The following is a 15,846-nucleotide window of genomic DNA, read 5'->3' on the forward strand; positions in this document are numbered from 1 at the left end:
ATTTATATAATTATCTAAACAAACTCAACGAAAACTTCATTAGATAATAAAACACCTTTACTAGTAAGTTTTATTCTATCATCAAATTTTTCTATTAAACCTTTTTCTATCAATTTATCTATTTTATCATTAGGTGTATATTTTACACCTTTTATTAACATTCTTAATCCTAAAATATATTTTAAATTTTCAAGTTCTACTTCATCTACTATTTCTATACTTTTTTCATCTATAGGAATGATGTCCTGGTCTATTAATCTATAATATCTAGCTAAAGATTTAACCTTTGCAAATCTTTTTTGGTTATAAAAGCTAGTCGCATTTACACCTATTCCTATATATTCTGTATTATCCCAATATTTAATATTATGTTTACTTTCTCTTCCATTTTTGCAAAATGAAGATATTTCATAATGATTATATCCATTTCCAATAAGTCTTTCTTGTATTTTAAGGAACATATCTGCTTCTAAATCTTCATCTAGTGCTTTAAGTTCACCCTTTTCAAGCCTTTTTGTAAAATTAGTCCCCTCTTCCCATATAAGTGAATATATAGAAAGATGTTCAGGAGAAAGTTCTAAAAATTTATCTAAATCATTTTCAAGCATTTCCATATCTTGATTAGGTACTGAAAATATTAAATCAAGAGAAATATTATCAAAACCAGCAATTCTAGCATTTCTATATGTTTCTATAGCTTTTTTAGAACTATGATCCCTATTCATAAATTTAAGCATATCATCATTAAAACTTTGAAATCCTATACTCAATCTATTTATTCCTGCATTTTTAATATATTTAAGTTTTTCTAAATCCATATCACTAGGATTTAACTCTAAAGTTATTTCAGCATCATCAGTTTTTTTTAAATTATCTAATATTTTTTTTATTTGTTCTCCATTAAGTAAAGACGGAGTTCCTCCACCAAAATATATAGTATCAAATGTGTATTCTGGATACAATTTTATTTCTTTAATAAGATATTCTACATATCTTTCTATCTTATCATTCATGTTTATAAAGACATGGAAATCACAGTAGTGGCATCTCTTATTACAAAAAGGGACATGTATATATATTCCTGTTATATTTTTCATATTTCTCCAATATATAAAAATATACCATAATTTTCTACAAAAAACATACAAAATATTATGGTAATTTTTAAATTTTTCTCTATTTTTAATAATTTATTTATATAGTTTTTACTGTATTATTATACTCTTTTATCTTTTTTATGTCAAATGTTAGAATGAATTAAAAAACTATTGTATTAGTTTATTGGTATTGAATTTTGTTATAAAATAAGATATAATTTACATGTATATATAATTCAATTAAAACTTAAATTTGGAGGATAATATTTATGAAAAAATATATTTTAACATTAATAATCACACTATTATTTATCTTTTCATGTTCTAATAATGAAAAAGATAGTATAACTATTCTAAATTCAAAAGAAGAAATATTATATACTATCAATAATAAAGAGAAAATAGAATATATTTCTAAATTAATTGGTAACAGCACTAAAAATATGAAAGAAGATAATATTTTGAAACCTTTACCTAAAGATTCTGAAGTAAGTTATTATTATGACTTTAAACATACTAAATCTTTTGGAAGAACAACAAGCGTAAGATTTATTGTTTATAAGAATCATAATTACATAACTCTTAAAAATTTTATAAAAGATATTTCTTGGCAAATAAATGAAGAAGATTTTGAAAAATTAAATAATCCTGAAAAATTTAAAGAAAAATAAATATATCTAAATACAAAAAGGGATATAATTTGCAAAGCACACCTTAATCTCTATACAAGATTTTGTGCAATACATAATATCCCCTTTTTTAGTATATGTATTATATCAAATATTTAATGATAGCAAAACAATTAAATAACATATGAAATATACAATTCAATTTTAAAGAATTTGTCTTATAATAAATTAATGAAATTATTATAGAAATAGGTAAAAATAAAATAAAAATTTCTAAATTAAAAAATGAATGAGCAAATGCAAATAAAATTATTGAAACAATCAGAGCTAATTTACGATTTTCTAAATATGTGAAAATAATTTTCCTAAAAAATAATTCTTCTTCTATTGGAGAAAATACCACTATCTGTAATATCAACAGTAATTTATTAACTGATTTATAATAATTCATACGTTTATGAAAAATAATTGTTTGTTCTGTTGAGTTCAAAAAAAGACTTAAGCTTACTTCTAAAGCCAATGTTATTATTATAATACTAATAATTATCAATATACTTTTTAAATTTAATTTATAATATTCTTTATTATTTTTTGATAAATAAGTAAAGAAAGAAATTAAAATAGTTGTACCAATTAAATTAATAATAAAAAATAAATCTAATGTTATTAAATCTTTATTCACAAAAAGTTTTACTACCTTAAATAAAAATAAATTTAAATAATTAAAAAGAAAAAACAGTAATAAAATTTTAAATAAGTTTACAATTATTTTCATTTTACTATTCTCTGTAAGAAATTTCCATTTAATTTAATAGGACACTCTTTCTTTTCTTTATGAATTTCTTTTTCAGTTTCTTTTTTTTCAAATTCAATACCATTTGACTTCTCACTAAAATTAATAGTTGATAAAAAGAAAATAGAAAAAATAACAAATATTTTTTTCACAAAAACCTTCTTTCTTTTTGATAAAATTAAATTAATATATCAATATTTCATTTACCATTTTCATTTATTTTGTATTATTAAATTGGCATCCCTATAAGCCAAATTCTGTATTTGCTAATCATTTTTCTAGGCTTGTATTTACATACAAACTCAAGCGAATAACCAAAAGAAGGACGAGCAACCCTATACTCTTTTTTTACATTCTTGCTTCTGGTGGGGTTTACAAGCAAATATAGTCTCCTATATCTCTGGTAAGCTCTTACCTTACCCTTTCACCCTTACCTATACAGGCGGTTTACTTTCTGTTGCACTTTCCTTGAAATTACTTTCAGCAGTCGTTAACTGCCACCATTGCTCTATGAAGTTTGGACTTTCCTCAAGATAAATCTTGCGATTAGCTGGGATACCAATAGATATATTTTATAATAAAAAAATAAAAAAGGCAAGTATAAACTTACCTTATAGATATTCAAATACTTCTTTAGAATCAAATACAACAACATCAATTTCTTTATCTATTTCTTTTAATTTATTTTCAAAAAGTTCAACAACAATTTTTTCACTTCCATAATGATCTATATCTAAAAGATGTAAATTTTCTTCTCCCATATCAAGTGAAATATGGTGTTTTAAATCTCCTGTAATAAATAAATCTACCTTACCTCTAATTAAAGGTATAAAAGTATCACCTGCACCTGTAGTTATAGCGATTTTTTTAATCATTCTATTGTCCATTGCTCTACTTAATCTAACATTTTTTATTTGTAACTTATCTTTTATTGTGCATATAATATCTTCAATAGATTTTTTCTCTTTTAAATTAAATCTTCTTAATGATATTGGTTCACTTTCTAGCATTTCTCCCTCTAAATTAATCTTTTCTAATATATACTCATTCAATCCACCTTTTGATGAATCTACATTAGTATGGGCAGAATATACTGCTATATCATTTTTTATTACATCAATAATTTTAGAACCAATAACATTGTCTGCTAATATCTTTTTTTGACCTTTAAAAATAAATGGATGATGAGATATTATTAAATCAACTTTTTCATTAATCGCAAAGTCTACTGCTTCCCTTGTTATATCTAAACATAACATAACTTTATTTATTTTCTTTCTAATATCTCCAACAAGCAAACCAACATTATCCCATTCTTCAGCTAATTCTCTTGGAAATTGTTCTTCAAATTCTTTAATTAATTTAGATAAGCTTATCATTTATACCCTCCAAATCAGCCTGTATTCTTTCTAAATAATTTAATACATCCATATTAAATATTAAAGATAATTTTACTATACTTAAATTTACTAATTCTTGTATGCTTTCTTTATCTGTATCATTTTTTTTAGCAATATCTGATATAGATAGTTTTTCTCCATCTAATCCTAAATACATAGATAATACTGTTTCTTCTAAAAATGTTAATCTATTTGTATTTAAAGCTATTTCATATTTTCTTTTTATTCTTTCTGTTTCCTCTTTTATTTCATCATAACTTAATGAAAAATCTTGATTTTCAAAAACCTTAGATAATTCTTCATAATACTTTTTAGTAATTCCAACTCTATTTAATACATCATCTAATTTTTCTCCATCATTAACTTCACTAATAATTTTAATGTATAGTAATGATAAATATTCTTGTTCAGAATATATTGAAAGCTCATTATATTGATAACTTATTAAAGCTCTTCTAACAAAAAGTCTTATTATATTTTTTAAAAACTCTTTATCATATATTTTAGAAAATTTATCATAATATTCATTTTTAAATTTAATAACTGTAAGTAAAGCTTCTTGTTTTACATCATTAAATGAAAAATTAATTTTAGTGTTTTTTATACTTTCATGTATGGCTATTTTAACAAATTCATTTAAAATTTCATCTGAATAATCTTCTTCAAACTCATTATAATTTTTTAAATAATCTTCAATCTCTCCATCATTGAAGTATGTATTTTCTATATCTGCATAATTTAAATCATATGATTCATTTACATCATCTATATTATTTTTCAAACAATATATTATAGTTCCTAAAACATCTAAATCATTTATATCTTTTCTTATAAATATTGAGTTATAGTCAACTTTATTATTTTTTTCTATATCTGCAATTATTTTTGCTAATTTACTTTCCATTATTACCTCACATTAAAATTTTATACCTGCACTTAATCCACCTAATGTTCCTACTTTTTTATTTGAATCAAATCCTAAACCTAAATAAGCATTAAAATCTAAAGGTAGATATTTACTTTTTATTCCTACTCCCATACCATTTGTAAATACTGCTTTTTTCCCAAAATTTTTATATACAATTAAATCATTAAAGAAATATAGTTGTGAATCAAATAATTTAAAACTATCCAAATTAGTTTTAAAAACAAAAGCTAAATCTCCACCTTTAATACTATTATCTACTATTTTAGCATCATATATATTAATTTTATATTTATCCTTTAAAGGTATAGTTGCAAATTTCAGAAAAAATTCGTTATTAAGTTTAGCATTATTTGAAAGATCTACAGAACTATTAAGAGTACTTTCAAAAAATATATTATAGTCATTTGTTATAAATCTATTTTCATATTTTATATTTGTATTCAAATTAAGTTTTAATCCTGAAATTATTTTCATTTTGTAATTCATACCCATACTAACTGTAATCTTATGTGCATCTAAATATGAATACTTTAAACTAATATCTGGTTTAATAAAATATTCATATGACTTTATTTTATTGCTTAACGCATATTTCTGTGCTTCAGCTTTAATGAATAAACCATCTTTTTTATTTAATCCACCACTAAATAAATATTTTTCATTTCTTTTAAAATCAAATATTGTATATCCAAGATTAATATCAGCACTTATATCTCTAAAGTATATATTTGTTACAAAATTTATAACATCATTTTCCCTAAAATTACCCTTAATATATTCAATACTTGCAACACTTTCATTATTATCAAATCCTACAGATAATTTTACATCATCACTATTTTCATTAACTTCATCTATTGCTACACCTACACTCCCATTATTATCAATTACTGTTCTATAGTATAGGTTTATAATTTTTTGTTCTTTTAATAATTCTATTGTTTGAGCATCAACTAAAAAATCTACATCTCTTAGTATCTTCCCTATATATATGTCAGGTAAAGCCTTTAAAATACTATTCATATTATATTCATTAGAAACTAATTTAATATATTCTATTCTAGGATATACATATATTACATCTCCTAATCTTTCTGCATAGTATTTACCTGGATATTTCTTTTCTAAGTAATCATTTGGTTCTTTTTGTTTTTCTATTTTTTTAATTTCTGAATCACTTAAATATGTAATAAATCCTTTTACCTCTATCGAAAAAGTAATAGTAGATAAATATATAAATAATATTAATATATACTTTTTCATATTTTTCTCCTTTTTATACCTTTAGTATAAGTTTATCAAATTTATAGCTTTTTTGCTAGTCCTACTTGAATTAAAATAGAAAAAACTGTATAATAGTCTATAAAATTCATAAAGGAGTATTATAATGTTAAATCCAAAAATAATTACATCAATTTTTATGATAATAATTATTCTTTATTTAATATATTTTTTAACAAAAAAATACAAATTAACAAAAAAACAAATTATTATATTTTGGATATTAGTGCTATTTTGGTCTAGTGTTAGTATAATTAGAGCATACAGAAAGGCATATGCAATAGATCCTGTAGATATAGGAGGTTTAGGGCTTAATATTATAGTAGCAACACAAATTACAGCTGGGTATGGTCTTATTAGTTTTATACTTAGGCTTCCATTATTCTTTGTTAGTGATATGTTAAATAGAAAAAAAATATTTATACAACTGGGTATGATATTTATGATGATAGCATCTATTTCAGTATATTTAAAACCAAGTTATAATACACTGTATTTATCATCATTATCTATGGGAGCTTGTGCATCAATGCTTGCTATATTCAATGTTATTTTCTCTGAAACATTTGCAAAAGAACAAGCTACAGTTTCTACTTCTATACTTGCATCTGCACCATTACTTGCAGAATTTATAGCTGCACCTATACAATATATTGGAACATCAAATACTATTAAGAATTATTCATTACTTTGGTTAATTTCAACAATTATAGCTTTTATCACCTTATTATTAACAACTTTTATCGGAGATATAGAACATAAAAAAAGTCCGTTTTCAATTTTAAAAGTTAAAAAAGTTATTACTAATAAGGCTTTCATATATATTTGTATAATTGCATTCTTACAATCATTTGTAAAATTTGCAACTAGTGGTCCTAATATGATAGTGTATAATAAAAGTATAGGAATGCCTCCACTTTTATTAGCTTACAATGATGCTATGTTTGCATTACCTCAATTATGTGCAAGTGTGCTTGTTGGTACATATTTTATAAAAAAATATTCCATTGAAAGAATATTGCAATTTGGAATAATTTCAACTATAATGTTCCATATTTTTGCTCTTACGACAAATAATCCTAATTTAGTTTTCTTTTCATATGTGTTTAATGGATTTGGATATGGATTAATTTATACATCAATAATTTCAATTGCACTACAATATTTTGATAAAGAATATAGAAATATTAGCATGGGAATATTTCAAGCTTTCTTCTCTGCTGGAATATATTTTGGAGATAGTATACATAAATCTATATACTTACTATTACCAAAAGGAATATTTGATATAAATATAAATAAAACTATATTTTTAATTGCTATAGTTTCATCATTATTTACTATAACATTATGTCAAATTAGTATATTATTTAAAAACTTAAAAAGAGGGTGAAATTTCTACCCTCTTTTTAAGTCTATATGATTTAAACATAGATTTGACTTATATAAACAAATATTTAGTTAGATGCTTTAACTGGTGCACTTACTACACCTTCAAACACTTCATTTCTTGCACTATCTGTATATAGATTAGCACTTTTAACAGCTCTATTAACTGGTACAAGATTATATTTAAACATCAATGGTATTTCCACTGCTTGATCTAAGAAATATTTATGCCATTTTTTGTATGCCTCTGCCTTATAATTTGGATCTGCTAATCCCTTAGGATCTGAAATTGCAGCAAGTAATTTATCATTTTCTTCACTTACGAAACGAGTCATATTAAATGCAGCGTATCTTGAAGTTGATTGTGAAGGATCAAGTGATGTTCCTACTCCCCATGCAGCACCATACATATCTATATTATTATCATTTGCTTGTACTTTTTCATAGAATAATTGGAATTCAAGTAATCTTCCGTCTGTCAATTGAACGTCAACTCCAATTTCTTTCCAGTTTTGCAAATAAAATTGTGCTAATGGTTCTGCAATATCTCCTCCAGACATACTTGCATATTTAAGTGTTAATTTTTTACCATCTTTATCAACAAATCCATCTCCATCAGTATCTTCATACCCTGCTTGTTTTAATAATTCTTTTGCTTTTTCTGGGTTATATGGATATCCAACATTAGTTGAATCATAGAATTTTTTAAATATTGGTGGAGTTTGTCCATTAGCTCTACTTCTTAATCCATTATAGAAAGCTTTTGCTGCCTCATCTACATTTAGTGCATATGCTAGAGCTTTTCTTAAATTAATATCTTGAAGTGGAGTATCTCTATCCATTATATTCTCATTTTTTTCATTATCTCTATGACCTAAATTAAATCCTAAATATGAATAATAAAGATCTGGTATACCAATAATTGATAAATTATCTAAAACAGAATATTTATCATAAGCATCTCCAGGAGCATTTATATATTTATGATATTCCCCTTGTCTCATGCTTTCTACTACTAATTGTGGAGTAATAGTTTTAATTATTGCCTTTCCAACTTTAACTTTTCCTAAGTGATAATGTTCATTAGGCTCTAATTCTATTGCTTCTCCAGGTATTATATTTTTTACAACAAACTTACCATTTGAAAGAGGATTTTTTCTTATTTTATCAGAAGTTTCTAAATCTTTCATAGCTACATCTGATAAATAATGTTTTGGAAGTATTCCACTTGTAGATGATACTGCTCCTCCACCAGTAACTACTTTAGCATCATTTTCAAATAATTGTATATGTACTTCTGTATCAGAAATTTTAGTAACTCCTGAAATTTTATCAGCTTTACCCTCGTGATATTCTTTCATTCCAACTATTTTACCATGTTCTTTTTCATCGTATCTAATTCCTGTATAATCTTTATGTCCTAATACTTCTAAAGTATAAATATAGTCATCAGCACCCATAGGATGTCCATCAGACCATTTTAATCCTTCTTTAAATTTAACTATTACTTTCTTATTTTCTAAATCTAGTGATAATGTTGCCATACCACCTTCAATATCTAAAATTTCAAAATCCTCATTTGTCCAGAAAATTTCCTCAGTTATGTGTTTTAATAGTTCTGAATCATTACCATCATGATAATGTAGCTTTGAGAATACTCCTTTAAAAGGTGATGACATTACAAGTGCCACCTTATATTCTGCATTTTCATCTACAATTCCATCATTTTTATACTCCCTCGGAAAATTTAAACTAATTCCAGCATCATTTCCTGATTCAGATTTAGCTTTCCCCGGTCCACATGATACTAAAAGTCCTAGACTCGCAAGTGCTAAACTCGCAGATAATATTTTTTTCATAATTCTCCTCCTAAATATTTGTTTCATTTTTCTTCTAACTATTTTTATTATATCACCCTTTTTATCATTAAGCAAATATATATTATTTATTTTATACATATATTTAATTAATGATTGATGTAAGTTGTAAAAAAACTATCCTAAATTATAGTTAGGATAGTCATTAAATTTATATTATATCTATATTTTATTGTTATTCTGCTTTTGCAGGTAAAGTATTTACAATTTCTTCAATTACATTTGATCTCTTTGTATCTGTATATAAATTTGAATGTTTAACATTTTTATTTATAGGTGTTACCTTATATCTAAACATTATTGGTACTTCTATTGCTTGATCAACAAAGTATTTTTGCCATTCTTTATATGCTTTAACCTTGTAATTTAAATCAGAAAGTCCTTTAGGGTTTGAAATTTCTGCTAATAATCTATCGTTTTCTTCACTTGTGAAACGTGTAAAGTTAAACAGAGCATCTCTACCTTTTGATGATGAAGGATCTAAAGAAGTTCCTACGCTCCATGCTGCCATGTATATATCTATGTCATCTTCATTTACTTCTAATTTATCATAGAATAAGTTAGGGTCTATTAATCTTCCAGTAGTTAAAGTTACTTTAACTCCAATTTCTTTCCAGTATTGTAAAAATGCTTGTGTAATTGGTTCTAAAACATCTGATCCTGCCATAGATGCAAATTTTAACTCTAAGTTTTTACCATCTTTATCTACTATTCCATCATTATTAGTATCTTCATATCCAGCTTGTTTCAATAATTCTTTTGCTTTTTCTGGGTTATATGGATATCCCTCTAATGTTTCATCATAATATTTTTTAAATATTGGTGGAGTTTGCCCATTAGCTCTTTGTCTTAACCCGTTATAATAAGCAGTAGCAACTTCATCTATATTTAACGCATATGATAATGCTTTTCTTACATTAATATCTTGCAGAGGTGTATTTCTATCAGTTACATTTTCATTTTTAGTTTTATCAAAACGACCTAGGTTAAATCCTAAATATTGTAGATATAAGTCAGGTCTTCCTATTATAGTAATATTACTTAAATCCTTATATTTCTCATATGAATCTTGTGGTAATTCTAAATACTCAAAGAAATCTCCATTTTTTAAAGATTCAACAGCTAATTGTGGAGTTAATGTTTTTAAAATAAGTCTTTCAATTTTTGGTTTTCCTAAATGATAATATTCATTTGGCACTAATTCTACAGATTCTCCTGGAACAAGGTTTTTAATTACATATTTACCATTTCCTACAGGATTTTTTCTAATTTTATTTGAAAATTCTAATTCTTTAACAGGAATATCCATTAAATCATGTTTAGGTAATATATTCGATACTAACGGTCCTCCACCAGTAATTATTTTAGGTGTTATTTCAGTTACGTTAATTCTTAATTCTGTATCTGATATTTTTTCTAATCCTGATATCTTAGAAGCTTTCCCTTTATTATATTCTTCCATACCTTTTATGAAATAGTAATCTATTGGAGAAAATCTAACTCCTGTATAATCTGGATGAGCAACTACTTCATAAGTATAAATTAAATCATCAACACCCATAGGATGTCCATCTGACCATTTTAATCCCTCTTTAAATTTAATAATTATTTGTTTTTTTTCAGTATCTAATGATAAAGTAGAAATTCCACCTTCTACATTTAAAATTTCAAAATCTTCATCTTTCCATACTAATTCCTCATTTATTAATGAAATAATATGCCCATCTTGAGCATCTTGATAATGTAATGGTGAAAAAATACCTTTAAATGGACTAGATGCAACCATAGCAACAGTATATGTTCCACCTTCTATTGCTGGTGCTTCACTTGTATATTCTAATGGAAAATTCAAATCAATTTTCCCATTTTTTTCTGATCTTGAATTACCCGGTGAACAAGATAATAGCAATCCTAAAGAAGCTAATATTAAACTTGTTGACAATAATTTTTTCATTTTTCCTCCTAAATTTATATAATTATATCTATAATTATATCAAAAAACATACATTTTTACAAATTTTAAAGACTTTTTTATCTATCCTCAACTTTTTCATATATTTTTAATTATTTTCATAAAGATTTTCTACATCCATTCTAAGAATTTTATCTTTTATTAACCCTAAATTTTTATGTAAATATTTTTCAGAAAATTCTTTAGCAACTAAAATTATATTAATATCATTAACTATATCTAATAATTTTAATTCAGATATACCACTTTGCTTTATTCCAAATATTTCTCCAGTATCTCTTAATTTTAAATCTTCTTCTGCAATTTTAAATCCATCTAAGGTATTTTCCATAACTTGTAATCTTTTTTGAGATATTTCATTCTCTGTTTCAGATAAAAGAAAACAATATGAAGAATGTTCTCCTCTACCTACTCTTCCCCTTAATTGATGTAGAGAAGATAAACCAAATCTTTCTGAATTAAGAATAACTATTATACTTGAGTTTGGAACATTAACCCCTACTTCAACTACAGTAGTAGAAACTAAAATATCTATTCTTCCCTCTTTAAATTCATTCATTGTTTTTTCTTTTTCTTTAGACTTGATTTTTCCGTGTAATAATCCCACTGTATATTTAGGGAATTTCTCACAATATTTATCATATGTTTCAATAGCAGATGATACATTTAATTTATCGCTTTGTTCAATTAAAGGAGAAACAACATAAACTTGTCTTCCCTCTTTTATTTTTTTATCTATAAATTCATACATTGATTTTTCTTCTTTTTTATTCTTTATCCATTTAGTTTTGATAGGTTTTCTTCCTAAAGGCATAGTAGTTAATAAAGAAACATCTAAATCACCATATATAGTTAAAGCTAAAGATCTTGGTATAGGAGTTGCAGTCATAACTATAAGGTTTGAATATATTCCTTTATCCCTTATTTTATTTCTTTGGTCTACTCCAAATTTATGCTGCTCATCTATTATAATCAAACCAAGTTTATTAAACTTTAAGTTATCTTCTAACAATGAATGTGTTCCTATTAAAATGTTAATATTACCATTTTCAACATCTTTATATAATTCTTCTTTTTTCTTTCCTTTAGTAGAACCTGTAAGTAATTCTACACGAATATTTAATTTTTCAAATTCCTTTACTACTTCTAAATAATGTTGGGTTGCAAGTATTTCAGTAGGTGCCATTATTACACCTTGATAATTATTTTCAGCCATATAAAGTAATAAAATTAAGGATATTATAGTTTTCCCAGAACCTACATCTCCCTGTATTAATCTATTAATAACTTTACCATTATTTAATTCTTTATAAATATCAGCTATAATTTTTTTTTGATCCTTTGTTAATTCAAAAGAAAGTTCTGATACATACTTTTTTACTAAATCTTTATTATCATCTAAGAAATATAAATTAGAATTTTCAATATTTTCATTGTATCTATTTCTTAATATTTTCATTTCAAGTATAAGTGCTTCTTCAAAAAGTATTCTCCTCTTAGCTTCTTCATACATAATCTTATCCTTTGGAAAATGGATATTAACTATAGCTTCTACTCTACTTATCAGCTTATTCTCTATTATATATTTTCGTGGTAAGTTCTCTTCAAATAAAAATAAATATTTTTTAAGTACTTCTTCCACTATTTTTTTCATATTTTTTTGATCTATACCACTACTAAGTGAATAAACTGAATCAAGTTTATCTTCTTCATTTAAAGTAATATTTCTATTACTACTATTAATTTTACTATAACTTGGATTAATAATTTGTAAACTTCTACTTTTTTTAATCTTACCTGTTACTCTTAATTCCATTCCAACTTCTAATGACCTAGATACATATGGGGAATTAAACCAAACTAATTCTATTAATCCATCTCCATCGGTAAATAAAACTTTAATTATTTTTTTCTTACTAAAAAAAGCATTATTAATCATTAATACTCTTCCTTCAATAATTACGTTTTCTCCATCTATTAATGTTGATATAGGCTTATGCTTCGCCTTATTTTCATAAGTGCGTGGAAAAAAATACACTAAATCATAAAGACTATGTATTCCTAATTTTTTTAATGCTTTTATTTTAGATTTATTTTTATCATTTTTTAAAGTTTTAATATCAAATTCTTCAAGAGTATCATATATTCTTAAATACATAACTTATCCTTTACATATTTTCTAAAAATTCTCTTAATTTCTTGAAAGCACGACCTCTATGACTTACAGTATTTTTAAGTTCTGTCCCTACTTCAGCAAAATTCATTTTTAAATCTTTAGAATAAAAAATTGGATCATATCCATGACCTAAATTCCCCTTTAATTCATGAGATATACTTCCTTCTGTTTCTCCTCTAAATACATGAGTTTCTCCATTAGGAAAATAAAGAGTTATAACAGAAACAAATTTTGCAGTTCTAACTGTATTTTGTTTATCTACTAATTCAATCATTTTCCTACATCTATCATTATAATCTTCAAATTCATTAAACCATCTAGCTGTATGTACTCCTGGTTTACCATCTAAAGCTTCAATACATAGACCTGAATCATCTGCTATTGCAGGTAATCCTGATATATTACTTACTGTTTTTGCCTTAATTAATGAATTTTCTTCAAAAGTTAATCCATCTTCTATTATTTCTCCAATATTAAACTCTTTTTCAGAAAGTATATCAATATTTAAATCCTTAAACATAGATCTAAATTCTTCTAATTTCCCCTCATTTTTTGTAGCTAATACTATTTTCATTCATTCTCCTCATAATTTAGGCAATATAATACACGATTATATTCAAATCCTTTACTTATAAGCTTTCTAAAAAGTTTTTGCTTATCTAATTTTGAATTTTTTAAAATAAATTTTTTTATTAATTCTTCTTGATTTTCATTTAAATCTAATTCTGAAATTACTTCAGATATAATATCAATTGAAATTCCTTTTAAAATCAATTTAGACTTTAATTTATTAATTGAATAATTTGAATTAATATTTATATATCTTAATGCAAATTCTTTATCATCTAATAAATTTAATTCTTTTAATTTTTCTACTACATCATTAATAATAAAATAATTTTCTTTTCTATATTTCTCTTTTAATTTTTGTATTAATTCAAATACAGTTCTATCTTTTAATGTTATTATATATATAGCTTTTGACAGCATAGATTCGTAAATCAAATCATAATATATATCAGTAATATCCATTCCTTTAGTAAGCTTAAACATAGATTTAATATCTAAATTAATATCTATAATTTCACCATTACTAATATATACTTTATTTTTTAAAATATTTTCTATTATTTTCATTTTCTATTTTTTCTTGTTTCTCACAAATTCAGGGTCCTTAAGTTTTGACATAACTTCTTCTTCAATTTTAGAAAATAATTCCGGACTATTTGTTAATAAAGTTTCAACATTAACCTTACCTTGACCTAATTTTTCAGTTCCATAACTAAACCATGAACCACTTTTTTTGCATATATCAAATTCTAATGCTAAATCAAATACTTCCGTAATATGTGATATACCTTTTCCATATAAAATAGCAAATTTTGCTTCTTTATGTGGTGGTGCTACCTTATTTTTTGTAATTTTAGCTATAGTTTCTGTACCTATAACATCATCTCCTTGCTTAATAGACAAGGCTTTCTTTATTTCCATTCTCACACTAGAAAAGAATTTTAATGCTCTACCTCCAGAAGTTGTTGTTTGTACTCCAGGAGTAAATGAAAATCCACCAATTTTTTCTCTAATTTGATTAATAAATATCATAACTGTGTCTGATTTAGAAATACTTGATGTTAGCTTTCTTAAAGCTTTAGACATTAATCTTGCTTGAAGCCCCATTTGTTGATCAGACATTTCCCCTTCAATCTCAGCCTTTGGTACAAGTGCTGCAACTGAATCCACTACAACAACATCTACTGCACCACTTCTTACTAATGTATCTGCAATATCTAATGCCTGTTCTCCAGTATCAGGTTGTGAAATTAAAAGTTCGTCAACATCAACACCTAAAGCCTTTGCATATACAGGATCAAGTGCATGTTCTGCATCTATAAATGCAGCAAGTCCACCATTTTTTTGTGCTTCTGCAATAATATGAAGTGCTATAGTTGTTTTACCTGAAGATTCAGCACCATATACTTCTATTATTCTTCCTCTAGGTACACCCCCTATTCCCAATGCTAAGTCAATATTAATACTTCCTGTTGATATAACCTTAACGTCCATTTTTTTATTTTCACCAAGTTTCATTATAGATCCTTCACCATATTCTTTAGTAATCTGATCTAATGCAACTTTTAATCCTTTTAATTTATCGTCAGTCATTGCAACATTTTCTTTTTTAGCCATGAGTTCCCCCTTATTTTAATAATTTATTAATTAATTATATCATTTTTAGTTTTTAATGTCAATATATTTGTTATATTTTTATTACACAGAAGATAATAAAAAAAGTTTGGCAACTAC

14 protein-coding genes and 1 other RNA gene are annotated in these 15,846 nt (G+C 24.8%); 2 read left to right on the plus strand and 13 right to left on the minus strand.

All coding sequences use genetic code 11. From position 1 onward, the window contains the following. Positions 1 to 14 precede the first annotated feature (14 nt). On the minus strand, positions 15 to 1,097 hold the full coding sequence (gene hemW, locus BT993_RS04605) for a radical SAM family heme chaperone HemW (RefSeq protein ID WP_072593450.1): 1,083 nt from the start codon (positions 1,095 to 1,097) through the stop codon (positions 15 to 17). A 269-nt stretch (positions 1,098 to 1,366) separates the two neighbouring features. Here hemW and BT993_RS04610 point away from each other — a divergent pair, with 269 nt between their 5' ends. Further along, a complete protein-coding gene (locus tag BT993_RS04610) occupies positions 1,367 to 1,768 on the plus strand; it encodes a hypothetical protein (protein ID WP_072593451.1) in 402 nt (133 codons plus the stop codon). Between the two features lie 100 nt (positions 1,769 to 1,868). On the opposite strand, the gene BT993_RS04615 is transcribed toward BT993_RS04610, so the two are convergent. The 6 genes from BT993_RS04615 to BT993_RS04635 form a co-directional block, all read right to left on the minus strand. Further along, a complete protein-coding gene (locus tag BT993_RS04615) occupies positions 1,869 to 2,408 on the minus strand; it encodes a CPBP family intramembrane glutamic endopeptidase (RefSeq protein WP_244147548.1) in 540 nt (179 codons plus the stop codon). 89 nt (positions 2,409 to 2,497) lie between these two features. Next, positions 2,498 to 2,671 carry a hypothetical protein gene (locus BT993_RS07340; RefSeq protein ID WP_158007933.1) on the minus strand — a complete coding sequence of 58 codons (174 nt, stop codon included), beginning with the start codon at positions 2,669 to 2,671 and terminating at the stop codon, positions 2,498 to 2,500. Between the two features lie 78 nt (positions 2,672 to 2,749). Further along, positions 2,750 to 3,081, minus strand: an RNA gene (rnpB, locus tag BT993_RS04620) — RNase P RNA component class A. A 49-nt stretch (positions 3,082 to 3,130) separates the two neighbouring features. Further along, complete coding sequence (locus BT993_RS04625) at positions 3,131 to 3,898, minus strand: Nif3-like dinuclear metal center hexameric protein (RefSeq protein WP_072593453.1); 768 nt, start codon at positions 3,896 to 3,898, stop codon at positions 3,131 to 3,133. Continuing rightward, the gene (locus BT993_RS04630; protein ID WP_072593454.1) at positions 3,882 to 4,823 is read right to left on the minus strand and encodes a hypothetical protein; all 942 of its coding nucleotides are present in this window, start codon (positions 4,821 to 4,823) and stop codon (positions 3,882 to 3,884) included. Before BT993_RS04630 ends, BT993_RS04625 begins: the two co-directional genes overlap by 17 nt. Before the next feature lie 12 nt (positions 4,824 to 4,835). Continuing rightward, complete coding sequence (locus BT993_RS04635) at positions 4,836 to 6,110, minus strand: hypothetical protein (RefSeq protein ID WP_072593455.1); 1,275 nt, start codon at positions 6,108 to 6,110, stop codon at positions 4,836 to 4,838. A 124-nt stretch (positions 6,111 to 6,234) separates the two neighbouring features. On the opposite strand from BT993_RS04635, the gene BT993_RS04640 reads away from it, so the two are divergent. After that, entirely contained in the window at positions 6,235 to 7,521 is a 1,287-nt protein-coding gene (locus tag BT993_RS04640; protein ID WP_072593456.1) for an MFS transporter, read from the plus strand. A gap of 64 nt (positions 7,522 to 7,585) precedes the next feature. On the opposite strand, the gene BT993_RS04645 is transcribed toward BT993_RS04640, so the two are convergent. The 6 genes from BT993_RS04645 to recA form a co-directional block, all read right to left on the minus strand. Next, positions 7,586 to 9,376 carry an oligopeptide ABC transporter substrate-binding protein gene (locus BT993_RS04645; protein ID WP_072593457.1) on the minus strand — a complete coding sequence of 597 codons (1,791 nt, stop codon included), beginning with the start codon at positions 9,374 to 9,376 and terminating at the stop codon, positions 7,586 to 7,588. Positions 9,377 to 9,569: 193 nt separating this feature from the next. After that, on the minus strand, positions 9,570 to 11,348 hold the full coding sequence (locus tag BT993_RS04650; RefSeq protein ID WP_072593458.1) for an ABC transporter substrate-binding protein: 1,779 nt from the start codon (positions 11,346 to 11,348) through the stop codon (positions 9,570 to 9,572). Between the two features lie 106 nt (positions 11,349 to 11,454). Further along, positions 11,455 to 13,524 carry an ATP-dependent DNA helicase RecG gene (recG, locus tag BT993_RS04655; protein ID WP_072593459.1) on the minus strand — a complete coding sequence of 690 codons (2,070 nt, stop codon included), beginning with the start codon at positions 13,522 to 13,524 and terminating at the stop codon, positions 11,455 to 11,457. Positions 13,525 to 13,534: 10 nt separating this feature from the next. Then, positions 13,535 to 14,116, minus strand: a complete 582-nt coding sequence (gene rdgB, locus BT993_RS04660) for an RdgB/HAM1 family non-canonical purine NTP pyrophosphatase (RefSeq protein ID WP_072593460.1) — start codon at positions 14,114 to 14,116, stop codon at positions 13,535 to 13,537. After that, a complete protein-coding gene (locus BT993_RS04665) occupies positions 14,113 to 14,679 on the minus strand; it encodes a regulatory protein RecX (RefSeq protein ID WP_072593461.1) in 567 nt (188 codons plus the stop codon). The genes rdgB and BT993_RS04665 overlap by 4 nt, the downstream gene beginning before the upstream one ends. Before the next feature lie 3 nt (positions 14,680 to 14,682). Further along, complete coding sequence (gene recA, locus BT993_RS04670; protein ID WP_072593462.1) at positions 14,683 to 15,729, minus strand: recombinase RecA; 1,047 nt, start codon at positions 15,727 to 15,729, stop codon at positions 14,683 to 14,685. Positions 15,730 to 15,846: the final 117 nt, after the last annotated feature.

This window comes from Streptobacillus ratti, assembly GCF_001891165.1.
In the GTDB taxonomy this organism is placed as follows: Bacteria; Fusobacteriota; Fusobacteriia; order Fusobacteriales; family Leptotrichiaceae; genus Streptobacillus; species Streptobacillus ratti.

Bases quoted from the DNA above. Each gene is read 5' to 3' on its own strand.
- BT993_RS04645 (WP_072593457.1), bottom strand. From the start codon at position 9,376: ATGAAAAAAATATTATCTGCGAGTTTAGCACTTGCGAGTCTAGGACTT.
- rdgB (WP_072593460.1), bottom strand. From the start codon at position 14,116: ATGAAAATAGTATTAGCTACAAAAAATGAGGGGAAATTAGAAGAATTT.
- recA (WP_072593462.1), bottom strand. From the start codon at position 15,729: ATGGCTAAAAAAGAAAATGTTGCAATGACTGACGATAAATTAAAAGGA.
- BT993_RS04610 (WP_072593451.1), top strand. From the start codon at position 1,367: ATGAAAAAATATATTTTAACATTAATAATCACACTATTATTTATCTTT.
- BT993_RS04625 (WP_072593453.1), bottom strand. From the start codon at position 3,898: ATGATAAGCTTATCTAAATTAATTAAAGAATTTGAAGAACAATTTCCA.
- BT993_RS04635 (WP_072593455.1), bottom strand. From the start codon at position 6,110: ATGAAAAAGTATATATTAATATTATTTATATATTTATCTACTATTACT.
- BT993_RS04650 (WP_072593458.1), bottom strand. From the start codon at position 11,348: ATGAAAAAATTATTGTCAACAAGTTTAATATTAGCTTCTTTAGGATTG.
- recG (WP_072593459.1), bottom strand. From the start codon at position 13,524: ATGTATTTAAGAATATATGATACTCTTGAAGAATTTGATATTAAAACT.
- hemW (WP_072593450.1), bottom strand. From the start codon at position 1,097: ATGAAAAATATAACAGGAATATATATACATGTCCCTTTTTGTAATAAG.
- BT993_RS04640 (WP_072593456.1), top strand. From the start codon at position 6,235: ATGTTAAATCCAAAAATAATTACATCAATTTTTATGATAATAATTATT.
- BT993_RS04665 (WP_072593461.1), bottom strand. From the start codon at position 14,679: ATGAAAATAATAGAAAATATTTTAAAAAATAAAGTATATATTAGTAAT.
- BT993_RS04630 (WP_072593454.1), bottom strand. From the start codon at position 4,823: ATGGAAAGTAAATTAGCAAAAATAATTGCAGATATAGAAAAAAATAAT.